This window comes from Streptomyces sp. NPDC091281, from assembly GCF_044757425.1.
Lineage (GTDB): Bacteria > Actinomycetota > Actinomycetes > Streptomycetales > Streptomycetaceae > Streptomyces.
Window position 1 is genome coordinate 256,842 of sequence record NZ_JBIVUY010000010.1, and the last position, 15,727, is coordinate 272,568.

A 15,727-nucleotide genomic window follows, 5' to 3' on the forward strand; every position below is an offset into this window, starting at 1 on the left:
CCTCTTACGGCGTAGGTCACACGATTCCCGCACGCCCGCGCGACCGTGCGCGCGCTATCGGAGCACGCGCGCGTCACACGGTCCAGGTGGGCTCCAGCTCCACTATGTCCCCGGTGAGGGCGGCGACGTCCGCCTCGATCTGCGCGCGGAGGGCGAGCCGTTCGACGCGTTCGGTGCGGTACTTGCCGTGCTCGGCCTGCGAGTGCCACATGGACAGGACCATGAACTCGTGGCCGGGCGCCTCGGCGAACAGGCCGCGGATCATGCCTGGCGAGCCGGCCATGGCCGGGTTCCAGACCTTCTCCTGCATGAGCGTGAAGTGCTCGGCGCGCTCCTCGTGGACCCGGCACAGGGCGACGCGGACCAGGTCGGAGTCGGTGAAGCGGGGCTCGAAGCCGGTCTTCACGTCGAAGCGGTAGTCGAAGAGCCGCACCTGGGCGTCCTTGAAGGTGCCGACCTGGCTGGCGGCGAGCCGGTCGTGGGAGCGGGCCATGAAGGAGTCGTAGAAGGCGCGGCTCTCCCAGAAGGCGAAGACATGCGCGACGGAGGGCCGGCTCCTGCTCCAGCCCCCGCCCTGCCCCCGGAATCCCGGCTCCCCCGGCAGCCCCGCCCACTTCCGCTGCCCCCGCTCGAAACCGCGGCGGTCCACCACGGTGCAGCGAATCCACTTGACCAGCACCGCGCCATCGTACGGCCCGCGGGCGTGGCGTCGGTCACGGTCGCGTGTGCTGTGATCGTGCACGGGTCCGTGCACGCGTGGCAGGATGGACAACCCGCCCTGGTGAGCGGCCAGTTCGGGGATTCGGCAGTCGCAGACGGGGAGGGAGGGACCGGTGAACGGTCTCAACAAGGGTATCCGCAAGGTCGAGATGGCGCTGAAGTGGGACCCGAGCGCGGCAGGTCAGCCGCCGACCGATCTGGACATCGTCGCCGCCACCTATCTGGCGGACGATCCGCAGGGCGCGCCCGCGTATGTGGTGCATTTCGACAGCCGTTCACCCGACGGCACGATCACGCTCAACCGCGACAGCACGGACGGCAAGGGCTTCGGCTGGGACGAGGTCATGACGCTGGAACTCGACCGGCTGGATGCCCGCTACGGCCGGGTGATCGTCGGCGTCGTGATCCAGCAGCGCCCGGCGGAGCGGACGTTCGTGAGCGTGACCAACCCGGCGCTGCGCATCCGCGAGGGCTACACCGTGCTGGCCGAGGACGACTTCGGGGGCGTACTGGGTTCGACGGCGGCGACCGTCGCCGAGTTCCGGCGCGATCCGGCCGACGGCTGGACCCTCCACACGGGCGTTCAGGGCTACGAGGAGGACCCGGCGACCTTCACCCGCGACATGGGCGGCCTGCGCCACGCCTGAACTGGCCTCACCGGCGGGGACGGCCAGCGGTCCCAGGTCGGCCGACCGTCGACCCGGCAGTCCGAGGCCGACACGAGAAGAGGGAGCCGACCGGAGTCGGCTCCCTCTTCTCACATGCGCGTCAGCGTTCCCGGCGACAGCCTCTCAAGAGGCCGTCGGTCACGCTTCCGCTCGTCGGCGTCAGCTGCACCCGCTGGTCGACCCGCAGCCCTCGCAGATGTAGCACGAACCCGCGCGCTGCATCTTCGTGCCGCAGGAGAAGCACAGCGGGGCGTCGGCCTGGATGCCGAGCTGCATCTCGACCAGTTCGGCGCTGGTGTGGGCCTGCTGCGGGGCGGGCTTGGCCGTTGGCGCCTCGGCCTTGGGGGTGGCCACGGCCTTGAGGTCGGTCGGGCGCGGGGCGGACTGGGCGAGCCCCTCGACGTCGACGTCCTCCTCGGACGACTCGTACGAACCGGTCTCCAGGTGCCGCTGGCGCTCCTCGGCGGAGTGGATGCCGAGCGCGGAGCGCGTCTCGAAGGGCAGGAAGTCGAGGGCCAGGCGGCGGAAGATGTAGTCGACGATCGACTGCGCCATCCGCACGTCCGGGTCGTCCGTCATACCGGCCGGCTCGAAGCGCATGTTGGTGAACTTCGAGACGTACGTCTCCAGCGGCACGCCGTACTGGAGGCCGACGGAGACCGCGATGGAGAAGGCGTCCATCATGCCCGCGAGCGTCGAGCCCTGCTTGGACATCTTCAGGAAGACCTCGCCGAGACCGTCGTCCGGGTAGGAGTTGGCGGTCATGTAGCCCTCGGCGCCGCCGACCGTGAAGGACGTGGTGATGCCGGGGCGGCCCTTCGGGAGGCGCTTGCGGACCGGGCGGTACTCGACGACCTTCTCGACCGCCGCGCGGATGGTCTCCTCGGCCTTCTCGGTGACCTCGGTCTTCTCCTTCTCCTTGGTCTTCGCGGAGAGGGGCTGGCCGACCTTGCAGTTGTCGCGGTAGATCGCGAGGGCCTTGACGCCGAGCTTCCAGGCCTCGAAGTAGATCTCCTCGACCTCCTCGACGGTCGCCGTCTCCGGCATGTTGACCGTCTTGGAGATGGCGCCGGAGATCCACGGCTGGATCGCGGCCATCATGCGGACGTGGCCCATCGGGGAGATGGCGCGCTCGCCCATGGCGCAGTCGAACACCTCGTAGTGCTCGTGCTTCAGGCCGGGGGCGTCGATCACGTTGCCGTTGTCGGCGATGTGGGCGACGATCGCCTCGATCTGCTCCTCCTGGTAGCCCAGGCGGCGCAGGGCCTGCGGGACGGTGCCGTTGACGATCTGCATCGAGCCGCCGCCGACCAGCTTCTTGAACTTGACCAGGGCGAGGTCGGGCTCGACACCGGTGGTGTCGCAGGACATGGCCAGACCGATGGTGCCGGTCGGGGCGAGGACGGACGCCTGCGCGTTACGGAAACCGTTCTTCTCGCCGATGCGCAGGACGTCCTGCCAGGCCTCCGTGGCGGCGGCCCAGACCGGGGAGTCCAGGTCGTCGCCCTGGACGGCGGTGCCGTTGGCGTCGGAGTGCTGCTTCATGACGCGCTTGTGGGCGTCGGCGTTGCGGGCGTAGCCGTCGTACGGGCCGACGACTGCGGCGAGTTCGGCGGAGCGCCGGTAGGCGGTGCCGGTCATGAGGGAGGTGATCGCGCCGGCGAGGGCGCGTCCGCCGTCGGAGTCGTATGCGTGGCCCGTCGCCATCAGCAGGGCGCCGAGGTTGGCGTAGCCGATACCGAGCTGGCGGAACGCGCGCGTGTTCTCGCCGATCTTCTCGGTGGGGAAGTCGGCGAAGCAGATGGAGATGTCCATCGCGGTGATGACGAGCTCGACGACCTGCTGGAAGCGCTCGGTGTCGAAGGACTGGGTGCCCTTGCCGTCGTCCTTGAGGAACTTCATCAGGTTCAGCGAGGCGAGGTTGCAGGACGTGTTGTCCAGGTGCATGTACTCGCTGCACGGGTTCGACGCGGTGATCCGGCCGGACTCGGGGCAGGTGTGCCAGTTGTTGATGACACCGTCGTACTGGATGCCCGGGTCGGCACAGGCCCAGGCGGCCTCGGCGATCTTGCGGAAGAGCGCCTTGGCGTCGACCTTCTCGATCACGTCGCCGGTCATGCGCGCGCGCAGGCCGAACTGGCCGCCCTGCTCGACGGCGTGCATGAACTCGTCGTTGACGCGGACGGAGTTGTTGGCGTTCTGGTACTGGACGGACGTGATGTCGTCGCCGCCCAGGTCCATGTCGAAGCCCGCGTCACGCAGGACGCGGATCTTCTCCTCCTCCTTCACCTTGGTCTCGATGAAGTCCTCGATGTCCGGGTGGTCCACGTCGAGGACGACCATCTTGGCCGCGCGGCGGGTGGCGCCACCGGACTTGATGGTGCCGGCGGAGGCGTCGGCGCCCCGCATGAAGGAGACCGGACCGGAGGCGTTGCCGCCGGAGGAGAGGAGTTCCTTGGAGGAACGGATACGGGAGAGGTTCAGGCCGGCGCCGGAGCCGCCCTTGAAGATCATGCCCTCTTCCTTGTACCAGCCGAGGATCGACTCCATGGAGTCGTCGACGGCCAGGATGAAGCAGGCGGAGACCTGCTGCGGCTGGGGCGTGCCGACGTTGAACCAGACCGGGCTGTTGAAGCTGAAGATCTGGTGCAGGAGGGCGTAGGCCAGCTCGTGCTCGAAGATCTCGGCGTCCGCGGGCGAGGCGAAGTACTTGTAGTCCTCACCGGCCTTGCGGTACGTCTTCACGATGCGGTCGATCAGCTGCTTGAGGCCGGTCTCGCGCTGCGGGGTGCCGACGGCGCCCCGGAAGTACTTGCTGGTGACGATGTTGACCGCGTTCACCGACCAGAAGTCGGGGAACTCGACGCCACGCTGCTCGAAGTTGACCGAGCCGTCGCGCCAGTTGGTCATGACGACATCGCGGCGCTCCCAGGCCACCTCGTCGTACGGATGCACGCCGGGAGTGGTGTGGATGCGTTCGATACGCAGGCCCTTGGTGGCCTTGGTGCCCTTCGCGCGGGAACCTCGTGCCGGACCGCTCGCCGTCTCTGTCATGCCGCCTCCCTGTACGGGCATAAACGCCCTGAAATGCCACGTTGTTCCCGTGACACGATGTTCTGTGGTGCGCTGCGGGCACCCACTCGCCAAAGCCCGCAACAGGTCTTGGTACGCCGCCGCCCAGCCCCTGGAAGTGGTACCTCCGGTTCCGGCTTCGGGTCAGTCGGCGGCGCGGACAGGCTCGGGAACCTGTGTGGTTCCCCCGCGCCCGCCGTCGCCTCCCTGGCCCTTCCGGCTCCCGGCACCCGTGGCGGCGCCCGCACCGCATCCGGCACCGGTGGCACCGGACACGGAGTCGCCGCCGGGGGTCCCGCGGTCGTCGTCGTCCGCGGCGGGGCTTCCCGTCTCCCTGAGTTCCGCGACAGCGGCCTCGAAGTCCTCGAGCGATTCGAACGCCCGGTAGACGGAGGCGAAGCGCAGATAGGCGACGAGGTCCAGCTCCTGCAAAGGGCCGAGTATGGCCAGTCCCACGTCGTGGGTGGTCAGTTCGGCGCTTCCGGTGGCCCGCACCGCCTCTTCGACACGCTGGCCGAGCTGGGCGAGCGCGTCCTCGGTGACCGGCCGCCCCTGGCACGCCTTGCGCACGCCGTTGATGACCTTGGTGCGGCTGAACGGCTCGGTGACCCCGGAGCGCTTCACCACCATGAGCGAACACGTCTCCACGGTCGTGAAGCGCCGGGAGCAGTCAGGGCACTGGCGGCGCCTGCGGATCGACGTTCCGTCGTCGGTCGTACGGCTGTCGACAACACGGCTGTCGGGGTGCCTGCAGAAGGGGCAGTGCATGGTCCCAACCCTCCTCACAGCAGACTCGATGGCCTCGCCGGGCCACACGGGCCCCTCGAAGCAACCCCCAGCATAGGCGATACCGGAGCCGATGAAACCCCGGGGGACCACAACTTGTGGGTCGCTGCCGCTATCCAACCACTAGATGTGGTGCTTGACCCATTCAGCCAGGCCGTGTCGCGTGTCGCGCGCAGCAGCCTCACAGAGCGCTCCCCCAACGTCACCGCAAGCAGCCGCGAAGCGGCCCACGCGCGTGTACGGAAACCCTTGGTCACCCCGCACGCGCGCGAGCGTTCCACCACGCTGTGCGCACGGATACGGTGAACGCCTCAAGGAGGAGCGGGGAAACTCTCGCGCCGAGTGAGGCCCGGTTCCCAGCGGGCGGAAGGTCGGGTGGCAGACTGGGGCCCGCGGTGCACGACCTGTCGACCCCGGCGCTGAAGGCTACAGCAGTCAGCACGTTCGTCCGGCCGGAGAACGCACGAGCCATACACCTAGACATGCGATCACGACAGGGCCTTCGCGCTTTTTCACTCGAACGTGTGTTTGGCGCAACCTTTCGAAAGCAACTACCGTTGTGCAGCAGGGAGACAACCGAGAGGGGCCGACGTGACCACCACCGCAGACAGTGCCGCCATCACTGCCCAGGACCGCTCCCAGGGCCGACTCGAGCCGGTGCACGCCATGAACGAGACCGCGAATCCGGAGGGGCACAAGCGCTCCCTCCCCGGCCGACCTCCAGGCATCCGGGCCGACAGTTCGGGACTCACCGACCGGCAGCGCCGGGTGATCGAGGTGATCAGGGACTCGGTCCAGCGGCGCGGATACCCGCCGTCCATGCGGGAGATCGGCCAAGCGGTCGGCCTGTCCAGCACCTCGTCCGTGGCGCACCAGCTGATGGCCCTGGAGCGCAAGGGCTTCCTGCGCCGCGACCCGCACCGCCCCCGCGCCTACGAGGTGCGGGGCTCGGACCAGGCCGCCGCCGTGCAGCCCACGGACACCGCGGGCAAGCCCGCCGCTTCGTACGTCCCGCTGGTCGGCCGGATCGCGGCCGGTGGTCCGATCCTCGCCGAGGAGTCGGTGGAGGACGTGTTCCCGCTGCCCCGGCAACTGGTGGGTGACGGAGAGCTGTTCGTGCTGAAGGTCGTGGGTGACTCGATGATCGAGGCCGCGATCTGCGACGGCGACTGGGTCACCGTCCGCCGCCAGCCGGTCGCGGAGAACGGCGACATCGTGGCCGCCATGCTGGACGGCGAAGCGACCGTGAAGCGGTTCAAGCGTGAGGACGGCCATGTCTGGCTCCTCCCGCACAACGCGGCCTACGAGCCCATCCCGGGCGACGACGCGACCATCCTCGGCAAAGTGGTGGCCGTACTGCGCCGCGTCTGAGGACGCAGGCGGGCCGACCTTCCGAACCGCCTCCCTGACTGGGCCCCGGAATCCCTGCGCCGATTCCGGGGCCCTGTGCTGTGCCCGTGCGGCAGTGTCCGGGGCGCAGCACAGGGGCACAGCACGAGCCACCCGCGACGCCCCGGACGACCTCACGTCTCCGCCGGTGCCTCGGCCTTCCTCGCCGTCGCGTCGATCGCGGCGAGCGACCTCCGGACCTGGTTGCGGTCCGTGGTCTGCCAGAAGTCGGGCATGGAGGCCCTCAGGTAGCTGCCGTAGCGGGCCGTCGCGAGTCGCTGGTCCAGTACGGCGACCACCCCGCGGTCGCCGGTCGCGCGTACGAGCCGTCCGGCGCCCTGGGCCATGAGGAGCGCGGCGTGGGTGGCGGCGACCGCCATGAAGCCGTTGCCCCCGGCGTCCTCGACGGCTTTCTGGCGGGCGCTCATCAGCGGGTCGTCCGGGCGCGGGAACGGGATCTTGTCCATGACCACCAGCTGGCAGCTCGGCCCCGGGACGTCCACTCCCTGCCAGAGGGACAGGGTGCCGAAGAGGCAGGTCCGCGGGTCAGCGGCGAAGTTCTTGATCAGCTCGCCGAGTGTCTCCTCGCCCTGGAGCAGGATCGGGAACTCGGGGATGCGGGTGCGCAGTTCCTCCGCGGCGAGCTGTGCGGCCCGCATCGACGAGAAGAGCCCGAGGGTGCGCCCGCCGGCCGCCTGGATCAGCTCCGTCAGCTCGTCCAGCATGTCTCCGCGGTCGCCGTCGCGTGCGGGGCGGGCGAGGTGCTTGGCGACGTAGAGAATGCCCTGTTTGCGGTAGTCGAACGGGGAACCGACGTCGAGGCCCTTCCAGGGCGGCGCGTCGTCTCCTTCGGTGCCCTCGGGGGCGAGTCCGAGGGAGGCGCCCACGCCGTTGAAGTCGCCGCCCAGTTTGAGGGTCGCGGAGGCCAGGACCACGGAGCGGTCGGCGAACAGCTTCTCCCGCAGCAGGCCGGAGACGGACATCGGCGCGACGCGCAGGGAGGCGCCGAAGCGGTCGTGTCGCTCGTACCAGACGACGTCGTACTCCGAGCCGTTGACGATGCGCTCCGCCACGTCGTGGACGGATTCGACGGAGGCCAGCGCCTGCTTGCGGACCGCGTCCTCGTCCTGGACGGACTTGTCGCGGGTCGCTCCGATGGCGGAGATGACGGTGCGCGCGGCGTCGCGGAGCGCCATGAGCGCGTAGCCGAGGTCTTCGGGGATCTCCTCCAGGCGTCCGGGCAGGGCCAGTTCCATCAGCCGCTCGAAGCCCTCGGCGGCGGTCTGGAGCTGGTCGGCGGCCTTCTCGTTGGCCAGCTTCGCGGCGCGGCGGACCGCCCGGTTGACCTGGCCGGGGGTGAGTTCGCCGGTGGCGACGCCGGTGACGCGCGAGACCAGTTCGTGCGCCTCGTCGACGATCAGCACCTCGTGCTGCGGGAGCACCGGGGCACCCTCGATGGCGTCGATGGCGAGCAGGGCGTGGTTGGTGACGACGACCTCGGCGAGCTTGGCCCGCTCACGGGCCATCTCCGCGAAGCACTCGGCGCCGTAGGCGCACTTGGTCGCCCCCAGGCACTCGCGGGAGGACACGGACACCTGGCTCCAGGCGCGGTCGGAGACGCCGGGGGTCAGGTCGTCCCGGTCGCCGTTCTCCGTCTCGTCGGACCAGTCGCGCAGGCGCAGCAGGTCCTGGCCGAGCTTGCTGGTGGGGGCAGCTGCCTCGAACTGGTCGAAGAGGCCTTCCTCCTCGTCCTGGGGCACCCCTTCGTGCAGGCGGTGCAGGCAGAGGTAGTTCGACCGGCCCTTGAGCATCGCGAACTCCGGTCGGCGCCGCAGCAGCGGGTGGAGGGCGTCGACGGTGCGCGGGAGGTCCCGTTCCACCAGCTGGCGCTGGAGCGCCAGGGTGGCGGTGGCCACGACCACCCGCTCGCCGTGGGCGAGCGCGGGCACCAGGTAGCCGAGGGACTTTCCGGTGCCGGTGCCGGCCTGGACCAGCAGGTGGGAGCCGTCGTCGATCGCCTCCGCGACGGCTTCGGCCATGGTCACCTGGCCGGGGCGCTCCGTGCCGCCGACGGCGTCGACGGCGGCATGCAGGAGTTCGGGGAGTGAGGGCTTCGTCATAGCCCGTCCACCCTAAGGGGCGGCACTGACATCACGTGGCCGCCGCGGACCCCGAGGCGGCGGCGGCGGGCTTGCGAGGTCCAGTGCTATGTGGTCGGCGGGCGGGTCGCCGCGGAGGCGGAGGCGGGCTGTTGCGGAGGCTTCTCACGGACCAGACGCCCTGGTGAGGATGGCAGGTGTGGCGGTGGACGATTTTTCGAAGGATCGGGAACTCCTTTCCGCGCAGCCCCGTTTCTGCTTGTGACGGAACAATCACGGAACATCACATTCGATGACGCGGGGCACGGTCCCGGATCATGAGCGCCGCTCGCTTGTCAGGCAACGTGATCTCGGCGGAGTACCGGAACCCCGCGTGGAGGAACGCGGCGAGGGAAGGGGTGTTGCGGATGTCCGGTTCGGCCACGACGCGGTCGCTGGAGGGGCACCGGTCCAGCAAGAGGTCGGCCATGGCGCGGATGAGCGCGCGGCCGATTCCGCGTCCCCGATCGGTGGTCTCACCGAGCAGAAGATGGACGCCGAGGTCCTGGGGTTCAGCCGGGTAGTACTCGGCCAGCGGGTCGAGGTCGGCACGGTAGACCTCCCAGTAGCTCATCGGTGCGCCGTCCAGTACTCCGAGACAGGGGACGCTGTTGCCGTCGCCGTCGAGCTGGCGGCGCAGGTGCTCGGCGGTCACCGACTCGGGTCCCGCGAGGTCCCAGAAGGCGGCGATCGCCGGGTCGTTCATCCAGCGTGCGAGACGGGACAGATCCCGGTTGGGCCGTACGGGAAGCAGGTGGAAGGAGCCGACCGGCGTGGGCACCGGCTTCCAGGTGCCGACAGCGTCGGCGAGGACGGGGACGGAAGCGGTCGGACTCTCGTCCGCGGGCCAGGTCATGCGCTCGGCTCCACCCTCGCGAGGCAGCGCAGGCGGGGAGGTCGGTGCGGTGGGTAGTTCACGAGTGGAGGGGGTTGTCGATGGTGACGTACACGGACTGTGTCGCGACCGGGCCGACGAGTTCGTCGAGGCCGTGCAGCCGGGTGAACAGATTGGCCTTGCACCGCAGGACGGGTGAGTCGAGGAGACGGGCGGGCAGCGAACTGCGGGTGCCGGCGGGTCCCGTGGTCGCGGAGTACAGAAAGCGGCGGAGCGCGGCGAGCAGCACCCGCTCGTCGGCGAGACGCTGGGAGCCGAAGGCGCCGACCAGACCGAGGATGTTGTTCACACCGAGGTAGTAGGCGAAGCGCTCGTCGGTGACCTCGTCGGGGACGAAGGTGTCGCTGTGGCTCCCGATACCGGGCAGGAGGGCTTCCAGCTCCGCTCGGCGGGACTCCCGGAAGTAGAAGCCCTGGTTGTCACGGTAGCGGCCGCCGCGAGGCCAGCCGTCGGGGTCCAGCAGGAGCAGGGTGTTCTGCTGGTGTGCCTCCAGGGCGACGCCGACCTCGTCGTCGAGCCAGAGCACGGGCCGGACGACCTGCTCCAGGTAGCGCAGGAACCACTCGGCCGCCACGGCACGGAGCGGCCGGCCGGTCCGCTCGGCGAGGCGGGTGACGAGCAGGGCGAGCCGGGAACGCGGGCTGCGGCCCGGACGGGGCGCAACCAGTCCGGCCACACAGGCGACGTCGTCCCCGGCCGTGAAGGGATGGTGCCGGATCACCACGTCCAGTCCGCTCACCGGTAGGCCGTCCGGCCCGTCGACAGCGAGCCAGGCAGGGTCCCGGACGATGTCGAAACCGGGGTGTGCCGCCCGCCAGCGCTCGCCGAGCCCGGTCCGCAGGAGGCGGTGCGCTTCGACGCCCCGGTGGAGTTCCTTCCGAAGGTGCTCCCGACGGGAGTTGGTGATGCGCAGGGCCAGCGAGAGCTTGAGCGACGCCGGGGAACCGGTGCGGTGGACGGTCCGCAGGGAGGAGGTGGGATGCCACGGAGAACCGTGGGTGCCGAGGTCGCGGAGCAGCCCGGCGTCGAACAACTCGGCCGTCCCGGCGCGGTGCCGGACCTCGCGGAACTGCCAGGGGTGCAGGGGCAGGAGGGCGTGGCCGTCGGGGTGCGGCGGGGGGACGGGACCGGCGAGTCGGGCGGTCAGTTCGGCGGCCGGGACGGTTCGGCCGCGCTCGGTCCAGGCGGAGTCGGAGGCGAGGAGAGAGGGGGAGACCGCGAGCCAGTGCAGGGGGAAGGAGGCGTGGGTCTCGGGTGAGTAGCGGAGGGTCTCGGTGTCGGTGAGGCCGTCCCGGCTCTTGGGAGTGGGGTGGAAGGGGTGGCCGAGCGTCAGGGACTGCTCGGCGGAGAGGAACAGGTCGGAGGCGTCTGCAACCTGTTCTCTGCGGGCCGTGAGGAAGGCGGTGGTGCGACGGACGGAGTCGGCGACCTGGGCGACGAGGTCCAGGCGTAGGGCGGCGTCGGGGTCGGCGCCTGCGGCATCACCGCGTGTGCCGGGGCGGCTGGGCTCGGACTCCGGGGTCTCGCCGCGACCGCGAGTGTCGGCGGCGGGAGCGGAAGCCGACGCGGTGGCGGCGGGCGCGGCGGCGGCGATACCGGAGGCACTGTCCGGACCAATGCCGTGCGAGGCGAGCTTGCCTGGATCGCTGGCGGGTGGCGCGAAGCTGCGCGGATCGGTGACGGGTGAGGTGGAGCTGGTCGCGGTGGTGCCGTCCCAGGCAGTGCCCTGCGTGGTTGAGCCGTGTGCGCTGCCGGTCTCGTGCGGGCTCTCCCGGGCCAGGAGGGCGGCGATCAAGGGGGCGTCAGCGGGTGGGGCGAGTGCGGTGGAGTCGGCTAGGCGGGTGGGACCGAAGCGGTGCCATCCGGTCGGAGACCAGTAGAGGACGGGGGTGATCAGAGTGGTACCGGAGGCAGGCAGCGAAATGCGCAGGACGCCGTCGTCCGGGGCGGGGAGCCGGACTTCGCGGACCCAGCAGCGCAGCAGGTTCTCCACGGTGGCCGCCCCGGCCGCGGTGTGCGGGTCGGGTTGGTCGAGGGGGTCCGCGGTCCACCGGTGGGGTGGGGCGGAAGGCGGCGAAGCGTTCTGTTGGCGGGGCAGCGCGGGGAGTCCGGCGGGCCGTGGTGAGGTGTGCAAGGTCGTTCCTCGTGGGGTGGGGCTGCTCGTGCTGCGGTGGGCTTGGGTGGTGCTGCGTGGGGTGGCGGACCTGGTCGGGATGCGCTGGGCGGGGCGCCTGGAGGCGGACGGGCGGGAAGCGGAGCGGCATGGGGCGCAGGACTCCGCAGCGGTGCTACGGGGAAACGGAGTGCGATCGGGGGTGGGACGCCGCGTCGAGGGCGTCGGTGAGGCGGTCGAGAACGGCGGTCATCTGCTCGTCGGTGATCGTCAGGGGCGGCAGCAGGCGGATGACGTTCATGCCCGAGCCGCCGAGTCCGACGATGAGGCCCCGGTGCAGACACTCACGTCGGACCGCGGCAGCGAGGCGAGTCGAGGCGGTCGGCGAGTGCTGAACGGCCGTTTCCTCGGCGGCGGTTGCAGCGAGGCGGCTTTCGGCCTCGCGCCGCGCCCCCAGGTCGTCGGCCCGTCCGGTCCGGCCGCTCTGTCTGGCGGCATCGCTGTTGCTCCCTCCGTCGCCCAGGCCGACGCTTCCGTTCCGCTGCGGTCTGTCGCCTCGCGCCCCGTCGGAACGGCGCGCCCGCCCGGACGACTCGTCGTGCCGAGCGCCGGCGTTGCCCCTCCGTGCGTCCTGGCCCGTTCGCGGGCTCTCCTCGCCCCGCCGCGCGTCGGAACCGTGGCCCCGAGTCGCCTCGTCCTCCGGGCTGACGAGTTCGACGCCGATCATCAGCCCCCGTCCCCGGATCTCAGCGACGGAGTGCAGTTCGGCTGTCGTGTGGCGGAGTTGGCTGATCATGGCGGCGCCGACGGTCGCGGCCCGGTCGGCGAGGCGGTTGACGCGGACGTGGGCGAGGGTGGCGGCGCCTGCGGCGAGGGCGAGTTGGTTGGCCTGGACAAGACCAGGTCTGGTCCCCGGCCGTCCGGCGTCCAACTCCTCCCGGTGGACGACAGCGGCCAGGGGGAGACTGCCGCCGAGAGCACCGGAGACGATCAGCACGTCGGGCGTGACGCCACTGTGTTCCACGGCCCAGTAGGTCCCGGTGCGGCCCACACCGGTCTGGGTCTCGTCGACGATCAGCGGGACGGACCGCGCGGAGGTGACCCGGCGCATGCGGCGCAGCCAGGTGTCGGGCGCGAGCGCCAGTCCGTCGCCGAGGACCGGTTCCAGGAGCGCCCCGGCGAGCGCGTCGTCGCCCGGCTCGGCGTCGTCGACGGCGGACTGGGCCCAGCGGGCAGCGAGTTCGGCGGAGTCGGTGTCGGCGGCGGAGCGGCCGGTGAGCGACAGGACGTCGGTGCGGCCCGTGGCCGCCCTGACCAGATCCACGGCCGCCGCCACGGCATCGTTCCCGGACGGCCCGCAGAACCGTACGCGGGCACGGTCGGCCAGTGCGGCGGGCAGCGTCTGGAGCAGTTCGGTGACAAAGGTGTCCCGGAGAGGGGTGGCCAGGTCGAGGGCGTGCAAGGGGGCGCCGGAGTCGACGGCCCGTCGGACGGCCTCCAGGACGACGGGATGATTGTGGCCGAGCGCAAGCGTTCCGGCGCCGGAGAGGCAGTCGAGGTAGCGGCGGCCGTCTGCGGCCTCGACGGTCATTCCCCTGGCCCGAACGGGGACGACCGGCAGGGAGCGCGCGTAAGTGCGGGCCGCGGGTTCCCGTACGGGCTGCCGACGCGACGCGGCTCCCCGCGGCGCGTGTTCGCGGGGAAAAGAGGCGGCGGGGGCGGAACCTTCGGCAGGGCGAACCGTGACAGCGGCCTCGCCTCTGTCCGACCTCCCAGCGGGCGAAGACGCGGGCGCGGCCGTGGCACCGGACGTAGCGATCGCCGTGGCACCGACAGCGACCATGTCCTCGGCCCCGGCACCCGCACCCGCGCCCGCGCTGGCCTTGGCACTGGCACTGGCACTGGCACTGGCCCCAACTCCAGTACCGCAGGCCGTCTCCGACCCTTCGGCGGACACGGTGTCGGACCCGGCGGCGCATTCGTCGGCGTCCACCGCCGTCTCGTTCGTACTGGCTCTGGTCTCTCCCGGTACAAGCTCGGTCACGGCTGTCGTTCTCCCCGCTCTCCCGCGTGCTCCCGCGGTACGGAGGCGAGTCGGCACGCCGCGGAGTCGGGTGGCCTCGGTGGCGGGATCGGCGGCGCCGGTCGGGGCGTCTACCGGTGCCTGTGCGGGGCCGGATTCCGCGGAGGTCCGCCCGCGGGCAGCGGACCTCCGGGGCTACCAACCCCGGACGGCGTCTCGGGTTACGGGTGTTCGCCGCGTGATCCCCTGTTCCGCCCGTCGGCCGGGCCAGGCACACGCGCCAGCCGCGGCCGACGTCGCTGTCCGACTCCCGATCCCTCGCTCCGTCCTGCCTCTCCCGTTGTGAACCAGCAGGTCCCGGAGGTGTGCTGTGGCGATGCCCGTAGCGAAACCGTTGCTGTTCCGTCGGCGGGGCCGCGCGGGGAGCGCATATCGTGATGCCGTCCCACCCGGTCGTGAGACGCGTGTGAACCCGGCATGAGAGTGCCGTGAGTTCAGGTGACGCGTCCGGCCGCCGCTCCAAGTACGTCGACATCAGGGGGAGTCACACCATGCGATCCATACGTCCGTCGTTCAGCGCCCGGCGGGGGAGGACCGTCTCACGCCGCCTCTCCCCCGCGTTCGGCGCGGTCGCTCTCGCCTCGGTGCTCGCGCTCACCGCGACCGCCTGCGGTTCGGGCGACGACACCGACGCCTCGGGGCAGGCGTCCGCGTCCGCCCCGGCGGGCGACGGGAAGATCACGATCCCGGACGACATCAAGGACCGGCTCAAGGAACACGGGATCGATCTCGACAAGTGGCGTGACGGCGCCTGGAAGAACTGGGACCGGGACGACTGGCTGCGGGAGGCGCAGGACTACGTCAACCCGATCATCGAGGGCCTGTGGGACCCGGACCGGATGCGGGAGGCCGACGACCCCGACCGGGCGGTCGACGACAGCGACCTCGCCGACGACCAGGGCGTGACCGACCCGACGCCGGAGCCGGTGAAGGCGGCGGCCGTGCCGACGACGTACCACGCCAACGCCCCCGAGGCGGGCAAGGTGTTCTTCGACTCCCCCGAGGGCACGATGGTCTGCTCGGCGACCGTGGTCGCGGACCCCGCCCACCCCGGGAAGTCCAACATGGTGTGGACCGCCGGGCACTGCGTGCACGCGGGCAAGAAGGGCGGCTGGTACCGGAACATCGCGTTCGTGCCGTCGTACAACGACGCGGGCATGTCGGACCGGGAGCTCCAGACGGCCACGAAGGAGCAGGTCGCGCCGTACGGGGTGTGGTGGGGTGACTGGGCGCAGACCTCGGACCAGTGGATCGCGCAGGGGGGCCAGACCGGCGGTGACGGGGCGTCGTACGACTTCGCCGTGATCCATGTGACGCCGGAGGAGGGCGGTTCCGGGAAGTCGCTGGAGGAGACGGTCGGTTCGGCGCTGCCGGTGGACTTCGCGGCGCCCGCCGTGCCGAAGGTGGAGAGCATCACCGCGACGGGGTATCCGGCGGCGGCGCCGTTCGACGGGCAGAAGCTGTACCAGTGCGAGGACCGGCCGGGGCGGCTGTCGCTCACCGCGGAAGACCCGACGATGTACCGGATCGGCTGCACCATGACCGGTGGCTCGTCCGGCGGCGGCTGGGTGGCCGAGGGGTCGGACGGGAAGCCGGCCCTGGTGTCGAACACGTCGATCGGCCCGGTGGACGCGGGCTGGTTGGCGGGCCCGCGCCTGGGCGAGGTCGCGAAGGACGTGTACGACTCGGTGAGCGGCAAGTTCGCCGGACAGTAGCGGCGCGTGCCGGGGACCGGTGCGCGGGCCGAGGCAGGGGCGCCGGGCAAGCGCCCCACCCGGTCGGCAGGCACGGAGACCGCGTCCGGACGCACGGGTACGAGTACGGCTGCGTACGGCTGAGGGAAGCCGCGTACGGCGAAGCCCC

Annotated in this window: 10 protein-coding genes; 3 read left to right on the top strand and 7 right to left on the bottom strand. The window is 71.0% G+C overall.

Annotation, left to right across the window (positions count from 1 at the left end):
* Nucleotides 1-73 precede the first annotated feature (73 nt).
* Nucleotides 74-679 (bottom strand): YdbC family protein, encoded by a 606-nt coding sequence (locus ACIQPQ_RS25590; RefSeq protein WP_401307705.1) that lies wholly within the window; start codon nucleotides 677-679, stop codon nucleotides 74-76.
* A 154-nt stretch (nucleotides 680-833) separates the two neighbouring features.
* Here ACIQPQ_RS25590 and ACIQPQ_RS25595 point away from each other — a divergent pair, with 154 nt between their 5' ends.
* Nucleotides 834-1,367, top strand: coding sequence for a TerD family protein (locus ACIQPQ_RS25595; RefSeq protein WP_383771726.1), 534 nt, complete (start codon nucleotides 834-836; stop codon nucleotides 1,365-1,367).
* Between the two features lie 180 nt (nucleotides 1,368-1,547).
* Here ACIQPQ_RS25595 and ACIQPQ_RS25600 read toward each other — a convergent pair whose 3' ends face one another.
* Both ACIQPQ_RS25600 and nrdR read right to left on the bottom strand, forming a co-directional pair.
* A complete protein-coding gene (locus ACIQPQ_RS25600; RefSeq protein ID WP_401307709.1) occupies nucleotides 1,548-4,442 on the bottom strand; it encodes a vitamin B12-dependent ribonucleotide reductase in 2,895 nt (964 codons plus the stop codon).
* Nucleotides 4,443-4,604: 162 nt separating this feature from the next.
* A complete protein-coding gene (nrdR, locus tag ACIQPQ_RS25605) occupies nucleotides 4,605-5,228 on the bottom strand; it encodes a transcriptional regulator NrdR (RefSeq protein WP_401307712.1) in 624 nt (207 codons plus the stop codon).
* A 609-nt stretch (nucleotides 5,229-5,837) separates the two neighbouring features.
* Here nrdR and lexA point away from each other — a divergent pair.
* Nucleotides 5,838-6,617, top strand: coding sequence for a transcriptional repressor LexA (lexA, locus tag ACIQPQ_RS25610; RefSeq protein ID WP_383771720.1), 780 nt, complete (start codon nucleotides 5,838-5,840; stop codon nucleotides 6,615-6,617).
* Between the two features lie 152 nt (nucleotides 6,618-6,769).
* Here lexA and ACIQPQ_RS25615 read toward each other — a convergent pair whose 3' ends face one another.
* The 4 genes from ACIQPQ_RS25615 to ACIQPQ_RS25630 form a co-directional block, all read right to left on the bottom strand.
* On the bottom strand, nucleotides 6,770-8,755 hold the full coding sequence (locus ACIQPQ_RS25615) for an ATP-dependent DNA helicase (RefSeq protein ID WP_401307716.1): 1,986 nt from the start codon (nucleotides 8,753-8,755) through the stop codon (nucleotides 6,770-6,772).
* 262 nt (nucleotides 8,756-9,017) lie between these two features.
* Nucleotides 9,018-9,782, bottom strand: a complete 765-nt coding sequence (locus tag ACIQPQ_RS25620) for a GNAT family N-acetyltransferase (protein WP_401307927.1) — start codon at nucleotides 9,780-9,782, stop codon at nucleotides 9,018-9,020.
* Nucleotides 9,688-11,652, bottom strand: coding sequence for an IucA/IucC family protein (locus ACIQPQ_RS25625; protein WP_401307930.1), 1,965 nt, complete (start codon nucleotides 11,650-11,652; stop codon nucleotides 9,688-9,690). Before ACIQPQ_RS25625 ends, ACIQPQ_RS25620 begins: the two co-directional genes overlap by 95 nt.
* 304 nt (nucleotides 11,653-11,956) lie before the next feature.
* The gene (locus ACIQPQ_RS25630) at nucleotides 11,957-13,624 is read right to left on the bottom strand and encodes an aminotransferase class III-fold pyridoxal phosphate-dependent enzyme (protein WP_401307933.1); all 1,668 of its coding nucleotides are present in this window, start codon (nucleotides 13,622-13,624) and stop codon (nucleotides 11,957-11,959) included.
* Nucleotides 13,625-14,355: 731 nt separating this feature from the next.
* Between ACIQPQ_RS25630 and ACIQPQ_RS25635 the strand changes: the two genes are divergently transcribed.
* Nucleotides 14,356-15,579 (top strand): trypsin-like serine peptidase, encoded by a 1,224-nt coding sequence (locus ACIQPQ_RS25635; protein WP_401307719.1) that lies wholly within the window; start codon nucleotides 14,356-14,358, stop codon nucleotides 15,577-15,579.
* Nucleotides 15,580-15,727: the final 148 nt, after the last annotated feature.